Source organism: Pseudomonas sp. DD1, assembly GCF_044510355.1.
GTDB classification, from domain to species: domain Bacteria; phylum Pseudomonadota; class Gammaproteobacteria; order Pseudomonadales; family Pseudomonadaceae; genus Aquipseudomonas; species Aquipseudomonas shahriarae.
Genome location: NZ_MSAJ01000040.1, coordinates 171,405 through 187,152 on the forward strand (window position 1 = coordinate 171,405; position 15,748 = coordinate 187,152).

At 61.0% G+C, this 15,748-nt stretch carries 9 protein-coding genes; 5 read left to right on the forward strand and 4 right to left on the reverse strand.

Going from position 1 to position 15,748, the window contains the following annotated elements:
- Positions 1–302 precede the first annotated feature (302 nt).
- A complete protein-coding gene (locus PSFL_RS27735; RefSeq protein WP_397470692.1) occupies positions 303–5,234 on the reverse strand; it encodes a membrane-targeted effector domain-containing toxin in 4,932 nt (1,643 codons plus the stop codon).
- A gap of 149 nt (positions 5,235–5,383) precedes the next feature.
- Complete coding sequence (gene mtnA, locus PSFL_RS27740) at positions 5,384–6,460, reverse strand: S-methyl-5-thioribose-1-phosphate isomerase (protein WP_057439224.1); 1,077 nt, start codon at positions 6,458–6,460, stop codon at positions 5,384–5,386.
- Between the two features lie 109 nt (positions 6,461–6,569).
- Between mtnA and PSFL_RS27745 the strand changes: the two genes are divergently transcribed.
- The 5 genes from PSFL_RS27745 to PSFL_RS27765 all read left to right on the forward strand — a co-directional run bounded on the left by PSFL_RS27745 (position 6,570) and on the right by PSFL_RS27765 (position 12,352).
- Positions 6,570–7,901 (forward strand): TRZ/ATZ family hydrolase, encoded by a 1,332-nt coding sequence (locus PSFL_RS27745; RefSeq protein ID WP_057958895.1) that lies wholly within the window; start codon positions 6,570–6,572, stop codon positions 7,899–7,901.
- Between the two features lie 63 nt (positions 7,902–7,964).
- On the forward strand, positions 7,965–8,663 hold the full coding sequence (ubiG, locus tag PSFL_RS27750; protein WP_003172645.1) for a bifunctional 2-polyprenyl-6-hydroxyphenol methylase/3-demethylubiquinol 3-O-methyltransferase UbiG: 699 nt from the start codon (positions 7,965–7,967) through the stop codon (positions 8,661–8,663).
- Positions 8,664–8,667: 4 nt separating this feature from the next.
- Positions 8,668–9,339: an N-acetylmuramic acid 6-phosphate phosphatase MupP gene (gene mupP / locus PSFL_RS27755; protein ID WP_169961297.1), complete on the forward strand. Its 672-nt coding sequence runs from the start codon at positions 8,668–8,670 to the stop codon at positions 9,337–9,339.
- Positions 9,340–9,476: 137 nt separating this feature from the next.
- Complete coding sequence (locus tag PSFL_RS27760; RefSeq protein WP_169961298.1) at positions 9,477–10,217, forward strand: YciK family oxidoreductase; 741 nt, start codon at positions 9,477–9,479, stop codon at positions 10,215–10,217.
- A 1,208-nt stretch (positions 10,218–11,425) separates the two neighbouring features.
- Complete coding sequence (locus tag PSFL_RS27765; protein ID WP_397470693.1) at positions 11,426–12,352, forward strand: GGDEF domain-containing protein; 927 nt, start codon at positions 11,426–11,428, stop codon at positions 12,350–12,352.
- Positions 12,353–12,374: 22 nt separating this feature from the next.
- Here PSFL_RS27765 and PSFL_RS27770 read toward each other — a convergent pair whose 3' ends face one another.
- Both PSFL_RS27770 and PSFL_RS27775 read right to left on the reverse strand, forming a co-directional pair.
- Entirely contained in the window at positions 12,375–13,133 is a 759-nt protein-coding gene (locus PSFL_RS27770; protein WP_178112851.1) for a TenA family transcriptional regulator, read from the reverse strand.
- Positions 13,134–13,212: 79 nt separating this feature from the next.
- A complete protein-coding gene (locus PSFL_RS27775) occupies positions 13,213–15,672 on the reverse strand; it encodes an EAL domain-containing protein (RefSeq protein ID WP_289142346.1) in 2,460 nt (819 codons plus the stop codon).
- Positions 15,673–15,748 lie beyond the last annotated feature (76 nt).

Sequence of the window (15,748 nt, forward strand, 5' to 3'; positions counted from 1 at the left end):
CTCGTCGCGTCCATATGAGACGAACGAAGCTCGCCGCTGCCGGCAAAGTGCCTGACAACGACTTACGACAAATCAACGAGTTATGACACGGATCTGCACGTTATAGGTAGCCCCTCGGGGCGACCCTGGAAACCGCCGAATGTTATCACAATCGCCGCCACGCACCTATCCCCCTGATGCGCATGGAGTGTAGTTAGTTGACCAGTGACAGGCTGAATGGAGCCGAGAGGCGCTCAGAGACCTAACGGCCTCGCAATTGAGCCCGCAATTGGCTGTATTTCGCCGCGCAAACGCCAATAGGCCTATAAATTGTCAGGCCCTTCAGGCCGACGCGCAGGAGAATGGGTGACATCCAACTCAATTCCCACATCCGGCGCAGCCGCCCCTGAAAACCATCCGCGCCTGCCCGGCGCCCTGAGAACCGTGGGCTGCCCGGCCCTGGCGTCGCTGATGCGCACGCCAATCCCCCCGGTAAGCTCGGCAATTCCCGGCACGCCGTCGGTGGTATTCATGTGGGCTGCTCCAACCCACGCGATCCATCGGCCGCCGTCTTCTGGGTGATAAGCCTGAATCTGACGAACAGCGAAGTAATTCATGTCTTCAATCCGGCTCGACATATCAATCGAAGGCCTGCCGGTGTAGCGATCCCTGCGCAGCGTCAAATAGTCATCATCCAGCCCACGGACCCTCAGGCCACAGGCCTGGGCCCTCCTTGACACCACGCTGCGCGCACTCACCGAACCGGGCGAAACCAATAGCATGGGCGACCCGGTGGCATGGCTACCCTCGATGTACAGCGTGCGAAAGCCGCGATCATAAAGCGCCTGCATCTTATCGGTCAGAAACGTGACACTGGCTTTTTCCGCATGGTTTTCCCCCAGCACCAAACCTTGCACCGATTCCGGCCACCCGCGAATCAGATCATCCACCGTGGCCGATGCCCCCAGAGAAAGCGCCTCGGGCCGAGGAGGTATCTGCACCGTCTCGAAGAATCGCCGACGATCCCGAACAAACCAGGCGTCATAGTAATCGACCGTTGAAGCAGGTAACCCGTGGAAACCGTGGCTGTTGAATCTGTATTGATCTGTTGTCAGATACTCCTCCACAGGCAATTCCATCGAGAGTTTCGAGCCGGATTTCCCCGCGCCCCTGACCCCGATCGAGTGCCAGTGCCCAGACCTGCCGGAGCGCAGAAAACCCACCTCGGTGCGCCGCTGGGCATCAATGACCTGTACGGTCAAACCGCCTTCGCCGTAGAGCTTGAAATCGCTTTTTATGCGCAATACCACTGCATTGCCCTGCCTATCCACCGGGCGAATCAAATACTCACCCGCCTGGGTGCGGTAAATACCCTTGGCATTAGGTTCCAAACCTCGGAGCAACACGACCGCTTCGTCGCGAGGCACGGCACTGGCCTTCCACGCCTCGGGGATGAGCGAGGCTGGCGTTGGCGGGCGAGACGCCTGTAGAAGGGACCGCGCAGGCACTACCGGCGGGCTGAAAAACGCACTGCGGATCGCCAGGGGCCTGACACCGAGCACCTCGCCCCCCTCAATTACAGCATCCATACTCAGACGCCATCCACCAGGCCCATCACGCAGGACCAGCCCCGGAATAGCCTGACCGCGCGCCCGAAAATTACCCACCGCAGAGTGCGCCAACCGGCTCCAGAGCCGCGGGATCGAAGAGCCCCAATGAAGCCCCCAGGGCAGCATATCCAGCAGCATCCCTGCCACCTCTACCCCAAACATCAACTTATTGAAGGTCGATTGACGACTGACTTGCGCATTCGTATTGGCACCGCGCTGCGCAAGCTCTACCAAGCGAAAAACCTGCAAGTAGTACAGGGCTTGCAGCAGGGACGATCGACAAGGCACCAACTGCACATTCAAGGGCGGCAGACGCTCCAGTGGCTTCACGCCACTGAGGAAAAAAGTCGCCAGGCCCTCAACGAAAAGCTGATATTTCAAACCCGACGAGACCAGGCTTTCAATCACTTGCTGGGACTTTACGCACAGTCGCTCCAGAAGATAGGCCCGCCACTGCGGCCTGCCGAGCAATGCTATCAGCTCGCTATCTCCGGCCAACTCCCGCAAGTCCAGGCCGTCGGGCGCATTGGGTGCATAAAGCACCCGCTCGGCATCTTCTGCGGTCGAGATCACGACCAACCCCTGCACCCACTGGCTCCCCCCGCGCTCAGGCTCGGCATCAGGCACCCCCAACATCAGGATATTTGCCACGACCGCCCGCCCCTCCACCCGAGGCCGAGCAGCGGGTGCCCATGCCGCCAGCACCGCCTCCACCCATTGCTGCGCACGTTTTTTCGCAGGGTCAGCCGTTAATACCGTTTTATAGATGGCTGGATTGAGCCGTGCCGACTGGGCTGCATACTCCAACGTGGCAGCCTGGCCCGCCATCCATGCCTGTGCCAGCCGCTCGGCCGCCGCCGAGGTGGCAGGCGGCGCGAATGTTTTCTTTAGAACATCCTCGCAATAATGATGACCGGCATCGATTTCTTTTACCCAGCGCTCAATCGTCTCGCGCGACAGCTTAAGCGCCTCGCCACTCACGTCGAACACGCGTCGCCCGTCGGCATACGTCAGGGACGCCTCGATATTGACCCTCGACGTCCAGGCGATGCTCCCTTCCCACGGTTTGAGGTTCTTGAGGGTCAGCTCAGTCAAGCCCATACGTTCGACGTACACGCTTTCAACAGGCGGCGTCACGCCCGGCTGGGATACATAGGTAACCCGAACAGCCTCGGTGCGCACGACGATGATCTTGTCCGGATCGATCTGCTCCACTGCAGAACCGGGCAAACTACGCGCCTCCAAAAAATCTCGCAGCCTGCCTCTGAGCTTCTGCCTGGCATATCCGTGCAACGACTCAAGGCCCTCAAGCAACGCTGCCAGAGCCTGGTTTTTTTCCTGCGCGACCAGCGCCGCCTCCTGCAAGCGCTCCCGATCCGTTGCCGCCAACGCCTTTTGCCAACCCGGCGCCGCCTGTTCTTCCAACAACTGGTTACGCACTACAAAAGCTGGCGCCGTATCCAACTGGGGCGCCAGGTCAATGACTCTGTCCACCGTTCCAGGGCGCAGGCGATTATCAGCCTCAAGCACCAGGCGCAGATCTCGCTGCTGTTTGCTCAGCAAGGCTTCAACCCCGTGGGCGACAAAATCGCCTTCTATTACCTCCGGGACGAGTGCAAGCCGCCCCGTCCAACGGCCGGTTTGCTGGCCACGCACATCGGCTGGCAGGCCACCGGCCAACAGGAGACCTTCAGGTGCACCCTCGTCAAGGCGCCGCCCCACCTCGGCATTAAGGCTGCCCAGGCTCGAAAACGCCTCAAATCCCTGGGCAATCGTCCACAACACCAGCGGCCCGCCGGGCGGGCTGACACTGTCCGGGCTAAGCATAAACGCCGTGGCAAATCGCTCCCCGCCGGTCAAGGTCAGACTGTAGATTCGGGGGCGTTGCGCGAGGGGAAACGCCAGCTCGCGGGCGACAGCAGTGGGGTATTTCAATACCTCGTCGATCAGTTGCCGATGGGACGAGGTCAAAGTGCCATCCATCGTGCGCAAGGCCGATTCGGTCGCCAGTATTTGCTTGCGCACCCGCGTCAGCAAATCGACGGGCGCGCCCTGGTCGCGCTGAGCCGTACTCCAAAATTCGCCCAGCAGCCCGGCAAATTGTTGTTTCAGCGTCATCACCAGGCTGCTCGGTGTGCCGACCTGCTGCAGCCTGTAACCTTCATCCAGGGTATTGGGTTCTACGTAAAACGCGCCGTCCGCATAGTCGTCAGTACCACCGCCCTCCCATAGCGTATCGAGCAGCGATTCCAGCGTCTGGGACGCATATGGCTGCCCATCGGGTCGAGAACGGGTGAAATAGATCTGCAGGGGGCTGATCTTCCCGCTGAAGCTGGGGAACAGTGTTTTCAACTGCTGTTGGAAAAACCCATCAAACCCGGGCGCGCCCGCAAGCAATTGCCCCGTCAAACGGTTTAGCTTGTTTATCTGCCGTATCAGGTTCTGTTGCTGGTCGCCCACGGCAATGCCAGCAGAGGGCACCACCGGCAACGTATCAGGGCGAAGCGGGCGCTGGAGCAGGTCCCCCGGCAAGCCTGTGGGCAGCGCCAGCACCTGCGCAACCCGGGTATCAATCCCCGACCGGACGGGCAAAAAAGCGGCGCGCGCATTGACCCGTTGCTGGGCCAGTTGCTCGTCCAGGACCTGCCCCAGCAGAGAACCCCGGGCATCCGGGAGCATCCCCACCAGCCCCCAATACGCGCGCCGCTCCCGGCGCAAGGCAAGCACTTGCTCGCGCTCAGGCTGCGCAACGTTTACGAGGATTTCATCGCGCTCCCCCGCGACTGCCTGCCGCAAGCTGAGAGCGGCCAATATCGCAGAGTCGCAGGCAAACTCCTCTAGGCCGCGCTGCGGGGTATAAAGCAGCACCGGCCGACTTTTGGTCAGCCCTCCCCGCCACGCCAACACAAACGCAGCCGACAGATTGATATCCTGGCCCGCGCCTCTGAGCACCAGGCGAAACATTGCCACCTTGGGCGGGTCGCTCGCGGGTTGGGACTGCTCGGCAAGCAGGCTGCGCGCCAGGGCCCAGCCATCGGCCGTGAGCCCAACCGTCGGATCCGCCAGGTTATCGGCCCTGCGTAACGCCGCTTCTGCCGCCAGTTCACCCTGGCGATAACGCAGCCAGGTGTCACGCGAGGTCAACTCATTGCCTTGGCGAACAGGGTTGTACCAGAACCGGTCCAGGTGCTGGCGGAAATGCTCGAACAGCCCCTGAAGATGCTGATTGAGCACCTCGACGAACGTTTCAGGATCAATATCGAGCAGGCTCTGGTGGCCCGTTGCAGGGTTGATCGCAGAAAAACCGTTTATGGATGAGTCGAGCGGGGTCGCGCCTGACACCAGGGCCTCCTGCATCGCCTGGGTCATTGAACGCGGCGTGACACCGGATGGCAGCTCCTCCAGCAGCCACACCGTATCAGGGTCGATTTCCAGCTCGGGAAATTGGCGATCAAGCGCCTGTTGGAACGCTTCGCCACTGATGCGCGCCAACGACGGCTGGTGCCGCACCAGGCGTTCGCAGAATGCACTCTCGGCTTGCAACTGTTGCAAATGCCAGGCCCGGCTGGGCACTGGAAGGACGCCCATCAACTCACGGTCGTCAATGAGCGGGTCAGGCATGGAAGCAGATGTAACGGTAGACATGAATAGGTGCCCCGAAGGTGATCATGGGCCACGGCCACATCGTCATGCTCGCGGACGCTGACGCCCACACTCAGAAATGCCGTGACATTGATCACCATCCTGCGAGAACCCCTCGCCCAGACGGCCTTACACTTGTACTACTGACCGCCTCAATGCAGACGCTTGCGGCACATCAACTTTGCCAATTTGGCCGTATCCGGGCGCTCGACGATACCTTTTTCAGTCACGATCACGTCAATCAAGTCGGCCGGGGTCACGTCAAATACCGGGTTAAAAGCCGCTACATCGGCGGCAAAGCGCTGCCCGGCGACTTCCAGCAACTCGCCGGCATCCCGCTCTTCGAGGGCGACGTCATCGCCAGTAGCCATCATCAAGTCCAGGGTAGAGCTGGATGCCACCACCATAAAGCGCACGCCGTGGTGCATGGCACACACCGCCAACTGGTAGGTGCCGATCTTGCTGATCACGTCGCCATTGGCCGCGATGCAGTCGGCGCCGACAATCACCCAGGTCACGCCCTTGGTCTTGAGGATATGCGCACCGGCCGAGTCGGCATTCACCGTGACCGGGATACCCTCGCCCGCCAATTCCCAGGCGGTCAGCCGCGAGCCTTGCAGCCAGGGGCGGGTTTCGTTGGCATAGACCTGCTCGACCATGCCTTCCAGAAACGCCGCACGGATTACCCCGAGCGCAGTACCAACACCGCCGGTGGCCAATGCCCCCGCGTTGCCATGGGTCAGGATGGCCTGGGCATTGCCCTGGTGCTTGCGGATCAACTCGACGCCCAGTTGCGCCATGGTCAGGTTGGCTTCGCGGTCACTTTCATGGATCGCGATGGCTTCGGCCTCCAGCACCGCCAATGGGTCGGCGTGGTTCTTGAGGCGGTCGAGGCGGTCGCGCATGCGCTTGAGAGCCCAGAACAGGTTCGACGCGGTGGGCCGGGAGTCGGCCAGCAGCGCGTAGTCTTCTTCCCACGACGCCTGCCAGTCACCGCCCTCGGCGATGCGCTCGCGGGCGGCGAGCACCAGGCCGTAGGCGGCACTGATGCCGATCGCCGGCGCGCCACGCACCACCATCGCGCGAATGGCTGCAGCCACCTCGTCGACCGTCGCGCATGTCACCCAGCTTTCCCGGGATGGCAGCGCACGCTGATCGAGCAGGTGCAGTGCGCCATCACGCCACTCTATGGCCTTCACTTTCTCTGCTGCCAACAGTCGATCGCGCATCCATCACCCCGTACTCATCAACAAAAGCCGCCGATTATAGCGATCCGCCCGCCAGGGCGCTCGGGTATACTTCGCCCTCTTTATATAACCGCCCCGGACGATGCTCGCTATGACACCACCCGCCGCCCCGCTCGACTTATTGCTGCTGCCAAGCTGGCTGGTACCGGTCGAACCTGCGGGCGTGGTGCTCAAGGCACATGGCCTGGGCATTCGCGATGGGCGCATCGCGTTTATCGGCCCGCGCGACCAGGCGCTGAAGCTGGCGGCCCATGAAGTGCGCGAGCTGCCGGGGGTGCTACTCAGCCCGGGCCTGGTGAATGCCCACGGCCACGCGGCCATGAGCCTGTTTCGCGGCCTGGCCGACGACCTGCCGCTGATGACCTGGCTGCAACAGCATATCTGGCCGGCCGAAGCCAAGTGGGTCGACGAGGCCTTCGTGCGCGACGGCACCGACCTGGCAATTGCCGAGCAAATCAAAGGCGGCATCAGTTGCTTCTCGGACATGTACTTCTTCCCCAAGGTCGCCAGCGAGCGCGTGCATAACAGCGGCATGCGTGCGCAGATTGCGATTCCGATCCTCGACTTCCCGATCCCCGGCGCGGCCACTGCCGACGAGGCAATCCGCCAGGGCGTGGAGTTGTTTGGCGACCTCAAGCATCACCCGCGGATCAAAATCGCCTTTGGCCCCCATGCGCCCTACACCGTCAGCGATGCAAACCTGGAAAAAGTCCGGGTCATCGCCGAGGAACTGGACGCCGCGATTCATATGCACGTCCACGAAACCGCCGGTGAAGTGCAGCAGTCCGTCGAACAGTACGGCGAGCGGCCCCTGGCCCGCCTTGCACGCCTGGGCTTGCTCGGCCCGCGCTTGCAGGCCGTTCATATGACCCAAATCAGCGAAGAAGACCTGGCGTTGCTGGTAGAAAGCAACAGCAGTGTGATCCATTGCCCGGAATCCAACCTGAAACTGGCCAGTGGCTTCTGCCCGGTGGAACGCCTGTGGCAGGCCGGCGTCAATGTGGCAGTAGGCACCGACGGCGCGGCAAGCAACAATGACCTCGACCTGCTGGGCGAAACCCGCACCGCCGCGCTACTGGCCAAGGCCGTCGCCGGCTCGGCCAGCGCCCTGGATGCCCATCGCGCGCTGCGCATGGCCACCCTCAACGGCGCACGGGCCATGGGCCTGGAAACGGAAATCGGCTCGCTGGAAGTGGGCAAGGCTGCAGATATCGTGGCCTTCGACCTCTCGGGCCTGGCCCAGCAACCGATCTACGATCCGGTGTCACAGCTTATATATGCCACTGGGCGCGATTGTGTGAAACACCTTTGGGTCGGCGGCAAGCAACTGCTCGACGACCGGCAACTGACGCGCATGGATGAACAACAGCTGAGCGCCACGGCCATTGCCTGGGGCCGGCGCATCAGCGGACACCACGAATAACGCCGGCCCCGGATCGAAATTCCTGGCCAGGCAAAACGTTTTATCGGATTTAGAGGACTACCCATGAGTAACGTCGACCACGCCGAAATCGCCAAATTCGAAGCCCTGGCCCATCGCTGGTGGGACCGCGAAAGCGAGTTCAAGCCCCTGCACGACATCAACCCGCTGCGGGTCAACTGGATCGACGAGCGGGTCAACCTGGCCGGCAAGAAAGTCCTCGACGTGGGCTGCGGTGGCGGCATTCTCAGCGAAGCCATGGCCCAGCGCGGTGCCACGGTGATGGGTATCGACATGGGCGAAGCGCCCCTGGCCGTGGCCCAACTGCATCAACTGGAGTCGGGCGTGAGCGTCGAATACCGGCAGATCACCGCCGAAGCCCTGGCCGAAGAAATGCCCGAGCAGTTCGACGTGGTGACCTGCCTGGAGATGCTGGAGCACGTGCCCGACCCATCGTCGGTGATCCGTGCCTGCTTCCGTATGGTCAAGCCCGGCGGCCAGGTGTTCTTCTCCACCATCAACCGCAACCCGAAGGCCTACCTGTTCGCGATCATCGGCGCCGAATACATCATGAAGCTGCTGCCGCGCGGCACCCATGACTTCAAAAAGTTTATCCGTCCTTCCGAGCTGGGCGCCTGGAGCCGTCAGGCCGGGCTGACCGTCAAGGACATCATCGGCCTGACCTACAACCCCCTGACCAAGCACTACAAGCTGGCCAGCGACGTCGACGTCAACTACATGATCCAGACCCTGCGAGAGGAATAAGCCTGTGAAGTTGAAAGCGGTTCTTTTCGACATGGACGGTACGCTGCTCGATACCGCGCCGGACTTTATCGCCATCTGCCAGGCCATGCGCGCCGAGCGCGGGCTTGCACCGATCAACGACCAGCATATCCGCGATGAAATTTCCGGCGGCGCCCGGGCCATGGTCGCCGTGACATTTTCCATGGACCCGGAGTCTCCAGGCTTTGAAGAGCTGCGCCTGGAGTTCCTCGAACGCTACGTCAAGGGCTGCGCGATCCATAGCAAGCTGTTTGATGGCATGGCCGAACTGCTGGAAGACATCGAGCGCTCCAAGCTGATCTGGGGCGTGGTAACCAACAAGCCATTGCGCTTTGCCGAGCCGATCATGGAGCAACTGGGCCTGGCCCAGCGCTCGGCGCTGCTGATCTGCCCGGACCACGTAAAGAACAGCAAACCCGACCCGGAGCCGCTGATCCTGGCCTGCAAGATGCTCGACCTGGACCCGGCCAGCGTGCTGTTCGTGGGTGACGACCTGCGGGATATCGAATCGGGCCGCGACGCCGGGACCCGTACCGCCGCCGTCACCTATGGTTATATCCACCCCGACGACAACGCCCGCAACTGGGGCGCCGACGTTGTGGTCGATCACCCGCTGGAGCTGCGCAAGGTGCTCGATAGTGCACTCTGCAGCTGCTGACACTGAAACACTGAGATCAATGTGGGAGCTGGCTTGCCAGCGATAGCGGTGAATCAGCTGCCGCTTTATTGACTGACACTGCGCTATCGCGAGCGAGCCCGCCCCACATTCAGACTGAATTTTTGTTGAGGTCGATTATGTTTGATTACTCCGCACGCCCAGAATTGCTCAAGGACCGGGTCATCCTGGTCACCGGCGCCGGCCGCGGGATTGGTGCAGCGGCGGCCAAGACCTACGCCGCCCACGGTGCCACCGTGCTGTTGCTGGGCAAGACCGAGGCCAACCTGGCCCAGGTCTACGATGAAATCGAAGCCGCCGGCCACCCGCAGCCGGTGGTGATCCCGTTCAACCTGGAAACCGCCCTGCCCCATCAATACGACGAGCTGGCGGCGATGATCGAAAAAGAATTCGGCCATCTCGACGGGCTGCTGCACAACGCCTCGATCATTGGTCCGCGCACGCCGATCGAACAGCTGTCGGGCGAGAACTTCATGCGCGTCATGCATATCAACGTCAACGCCATGTTTATGCTGACCGCCACCCTGCTGCCCCTGCTCAAGCTGTCCCAGGATGCTTCGGTGGTGTTCACCTCCAGCAGCGTCGGGCGCAAGGGCCGGGCCTACTGGGGCGCCTATGGCGTGTCGAAGTTCGCCACCGAAGGCCTGATGCAGACCCTGGCCGATGAACTCGACACCGTGGCGGCAGTGCGCGCCAACAGCATCAACCCCGGCGCTACCCGGACCAGCATGCGTGCCCAGGCTTACCCAGGGGAAAACCCGACCAACAACCCGCTGCCGGAAGAGATCATGCCGGTGTACCTGTACCTGATGGGCCCGGACAGCTCGGGGATCAATGGGCAGGCGTTCGACGCGCAATAATCTTCGGACATGACACTACGCCATTGTGGGGCTTGTGTGGGAGTGGGCTTGCCCGCGATGGCCATAGGTACAGGGATCTACACAACTCTTTTCTGGGGTTGTGTACATATCCGTTGCTGCGGTCATGGCGGCTATTGGTTCCGCTCTTACAGCGGGTCACTTTTGGAAAAGAGCCCCAAAAGTAACCAAAAAGGCTCTTGCCCCACCACTCGGCACCTCGCCTAGGCTCGGTGTGCCCGTCATCCGACATTGATTTGGGGGGCCGCCGCGATGGGCCATCCATGGCCCAGCGCGGCTAACCCGGCGTCCTGCCGGGTTACCCCCCAAATCAATATCGGATGACGGCCAGCGTGGTTTAACGGGGCGCCTCAGATCAAAAGCAAAGCGAGGCGGCCTTAGAGCCGACCTGATCATCGAGGCGTGCGCATATATCTGTGGGAGCTGGCTTGCCTGCGATGGCGGTGTATCAGTCGATAAATGTATTGGCTGATGAACCGTCATCGCAGGCAAGCCAGCTCCCACAGGGGAATGCAGCTTCGCGCTTTGGCATTGCTGTTGCTCTGCTTTTGATCTGGCTTTTGATCTTGATCTGAGGCGCCCCGTTAAACCACGATGGCCGCAGGCAGGTATTGCGCAGTGGGTACCCCGGCATGGATGCCGGGGTAGCCGCGACACGGCCATGGATGGCCGATCGCGGCGGGCCCACGGAGCAATGCCTGACTGCGGGCATGCCGAGCCTAGGCGAGGCACCGAGTGGTGGGGCAAGAGCGCTTTGCTTACTTTGGCGCTCTTCCAAAGTGAGCCGCCGTAAGGGCGGAACCCTAAGTGGCCGTGACCGCAGCAACGGATATGTACACATACCCAGAAAAAAGTTGTGTGACACCTACCGCCATCGCAAGCAAGCCCACCCGCCAAAATGGGCCTGCGCCAAATTTCCACCACGCCTTTTCCTCAATAAACCCCATCCCCTTGTTTTATAAGCACAAAAAACTAATTGCACTAAATGGCACGCTTTTCGCTCCAATTTGCTTAAGCAGGCAGCGCGACATCAAGACGTGCGGCATGGGATCAGGGGTTATAACCCCCGGCAAAGCGGACTAGACTGTTACCCAAGTTTTACGGAACTGAAGGAACAGTAAGGCGCCCGCCAGTAACCGCTCCCATCGAGCCTGTAAGACAGCATTCTGTGCTTAGAGGCCTGCCCGTTTATGAAAACACCGACCCAGACCAACGCAATTGACTTCGACAGTGCCAAATTGCAACGCCTGGGCTTTGGCCAGCCTTCCATCGTCGCCCGCCGACCCATCAGCCTTGCGCAACTGCGCCAGCAACTGAATCTGCAATTGCAGACCAGCCTGGAAGCAGAGAGGATCCTCGGCCTGTTTTTTCGCGAAGTGCAGCGCCTGGTCCCCCTGGACGCCCTGCAATACCGCCATGAAACCAGCGACCTGCGTCTGGAATATGGCCAGCGCGGTCATCACTCCGTGAGTTACAGCCTCAGCCATCAGGGCGAGCACCTGGGGGAATTGGTGTTTCGCCGCAACCAACGCTTCAGCGAAGAGGAACAGGGCAACCTGGAATCACTGCTGGCCAGCCTGCTGTACCCCATGCGCAATGCCTTGCTGTATCGCGCCGCGACCCGCAACGCCCTGCGCGATCCATTGACCGAGACCGGCAACCGCGTCGCCATGGACCAGACCCTGGGCCGGGAGATCGAGATGGCCAAGCGGCATCTGCATCCGCTGTCCTTGCTGATGCTCGACATCGATCACTTCAAGCGCATCAACGACAGCCACGGCCACGCCACCGGCGACAAAGTGCTCAAGGCCGTCGCAGCCTCGATCAAAAGCCAGTTGCGCAATGTGGATATGGTGTTTCGGTTTGGCGGGGACGAGTTCCTGATCCTGCTTTCCAACACCAGCCGCGATGCCGCCACCATGGTCGGCGAACGCTTGCGCCAGGCAGCACAGGCCCAGGACTACTGGGCGGACGCCACGCGTATCGAATTGACGGTGAGCCTGGGTTGCGCGACCTTGCTGGTAGGCGAGTCGGCCGAAAGCTTGCTGCGCCGGGCCGACAGCGCCTTGTACGTGGCCAAGCGCGAAGGCCGCAACCGCCTGGCAATGGCGGGGTAACCCCTACCCCGCCCTGCCGGGGTCAGGCTTCGCTGGCCGCCAGTACCTGGCGTTCGCGGATCACCGGGGTTTTCTCCAACTGCATGCAACGCTCCAGGAACAGGTACATGTAGTCGTAGCTCTTGCACACGGCCTGGCGCAACTCCACTTGCAACGCCTTGCTCGGGTTCATCCCCGCCAGGGTGCAGATGATTTCCAGCGCTTCCCACGGGTGGGCGTCGTCGTACTGGGCATGCATCTTCAGCCACTTCATGGCGCGCTTGCGATCTTCTTCGGGGAACGCTGCGGCATACACGCCCGTCGAACACACCAGCGCAGACCACTCCCCAGTGGCCCCCTCAATGGCGTAGTTGGTAGCGGCAATCGCAACAATCAACGAATCGGCCGAACTGGTGTGCCAGCACCAATGACTCAGTGCGTGCAACTCGGGCGGCACGTTCTGCGCTTGCAGTTCTTCCAGGCCCACGCCATGGGCGCGTGCCCAATGCATCCAATAGTCGGCATGGTTCAGTTCCACGCGAATATTGCGCATCAACCAACGTCGCGCCATATCCTCGCCAGGATGACGGGCAAACTTGGTCTTGGTCAGGTTTTGTGCCATGTACAACGCGAACTGTTCCACCACTGGCCAGCCACCAATCAGGTATTGGCGCATGGTCTTGGCACTGAGCTTGTTATCGCGCATGCGCTGGTACAGTTCGTGTTCGACAACTCGGCGCTTGCTCTCGCTACAGTCCTGGATCAATTGCTGAGCCCAGGCGGGGTAACTTGAGGCTTCCATAAGCGGGCCGGTTCTGCTGAATGTGTCGATCACTGTCGGGCTCCTTTTGATGTGTGATGTGTACAGACCAGCAGATGTTTCAGCGGAACGTGCCGGGCGCCCGGAATAACAGAGGCTGCGGGCGCGCAGGTCGACACTGCAAACTATCGAAGGTAAACAATTGCGGGCGCTCAATCAGGTAGCCCTGAGCGTAGTCCACGCCGATCTCAAGCAATGCCTGCTCGATGTGCGGCGTTTCGACAAACTCGGCAATAGTGCGTTTACCCATGACATGGCCGATGTGGTTGATCACTTCGACCATGGCGCGGTTAATCGGGTCGTCCAGCATATCCTTTACGAAACTTCCATCGATCTTCAGGAAGTCTACAGGTAAATGTTTGAGGTAGGCGAATGAGGACATTCCGGCGCAAAAGTCGTCCAGGGAGAAGAAACAGCCTAAGGCCTTGAGCTCATTGATAAAACGAATCGCACTGCCAAGGTTGGAAATGGCGCTGGTTTCGGTGATTTCAAAACAGATCATGCTCGGCGGAATGCCATAGGCGTTGAATTTCTCCCGCAGGAAGCTCAGGAAGTCGTCATCGCCGATGGTGATGCCCGACAGGTTGATCGCACACATCGCCATGGGCCTGCCCGGTCGCTCGATCATGCAACGGGCAATCAGCTTGAATACGTTCTCCACCACCCAGCGGTCCAGCGAAGTCATCAACCCATAACGCTCGGCAGCCGGGATAAAGCTGTCGGGCAAAATGATCCGCCCCGCTTCGTCGTGCAGGCGCAACAGGATCTCGATATGCCCGGCACCCGCCTCGGTATGGCCCAAGGCCGCGATTTCCTGGGCATACAGGCAGAAGCGGTTCTCCTCCAAAGCCATGTGCAGGCGCTGGATCCAGGCCATCTCGCCAAAGCGCAAGGACAACTCGGAGTCATCGGCGTGATAGACCTGCACCCGGTTACGCCCCTTTTCCTTGGCCATGTAGCAGGCCATATCCGCAGCGCGCAAAGAAGTTTCCAGGGTGGTCGGGATGTGCGAGATATGGACCAGGCCGATACTGACCGTGGTGACAAACGGCCGGCCTTTCCAGACAAAGTGCAGGTTTTGCACGGTGCGACGCAGACTTTCGGCGATTTTCTCGGCCACCAGTGGCGGGCAGTTCTCGAGCAGAATGCCAAACTCATCGCCCCCGAGGCGAGCCAGCGTATCGCCTTCGCGCAGGTCCGATTGCAGCAGCGCGCAGATATGCCGCAACAACTCATCGCCCGCCGCGTGACCACAGGTGTCGTTGACCAGCTTGAACTGGTCCAGGTCGAGGAACATCAAGGCATGCCCCGACTGCTGGCGCCCGATGCCATGCAACACTTGCTCCAGGCGGAATTCAAATTCACGGCGGTTGGCCAGCCCGGTCAAGGCATCATGGGTCGCCTGCCAAGACAGGTTGGCAATGTATTGGCGCTCCTGGGTCATGTCGTGCAACACCAACACTGCCCCGCTGACCTTTCCGGCACTGCGGATCGGGGCACCTACCAGGGTCACGGAGACCGTGCTGCCATCCAGACGCTGGATCAGCTTGGAGTGTTCGCTGCCGCCGGTGAGTTGACCGCCAAGAATATGCTCGATCAGGGCAAACCCTTCGGCCTGGGCGTTTTCATCCAGCAGATTGAACAACGCCGCCAGGGGCAGGCCCTGGGCCTGGGCAGCCTTCCAGTGGGTCAGGGACTCCGCCGCCGGGTTCATATAGGCGATAGCCCCGTCGACATCGGTGGTAATCACTCCGTCGCCGATGGACTCCAGGGTGATCTGCGCCCGCTCCTTCTCCACTTGCAAGGCATCGGCAAACGCATGGCGCTGGGCCAATAGCTTGCGGGTGCGCAACAAGGCCAGGGCAATCAGGCCGAGGGCGGTGGCCAGGTTAGTAATCAGCAGCAGGCGCAGAATCATCCTTGAACCTTCACCCAGGGCATCGCTGAAAGCCTTGGCCGCCGGCGTCACGCTATCGTTGATGGCGATGATGCGTTCTTTCCAGGCATGGATGTCGGCGCTGGTGGCTTGGTTGGCAAGGATGTCCCGGTGCATTTCCTGCGCCAGGTCGTCGAGTTGCACCAGGTAGCCATCGCCCACGGTCCACAGCTCGATGGCTTTTTCCAGGTAACTGAAATGGCGGAAATTAAGGTACAGCCAGATCACGCTCGACACGTCATCCGGATGGTTGCCGCCCTTGAGGATCCCTCGGCGCGCGGCCGCCAGGTCAGGGTTGGGGCGGTCCAGGGCGATGCGCAGCTCGTGCCCGCCCTGGGGCACGGCAATCGCGTTCTGGTATTTGAGAAAGGTCTTCTGGTCGCGGTTATCGGCGTACAGGGTCAGGTAATAGATGGCATCTTTCTGGCCCTTGGACCACAGGCTTTCGCCCGCCACATAACCGCGCACGGCCGAGAGCATATAGAGGCTGACGCAGCCCAGTAATGCCTGGAACAGTACAACCGCAATAAAAGGCCAGACAATGCCCAGCAACCGGGGTGTTCCGAGAGTTCGCTTCTGCTTCATGAGATCCCTTGCATCAGCACAGGCGAGTAAAAACTGCTCCTGACAGCACAGCCGAGGCCAAACACGATCCCTCCAG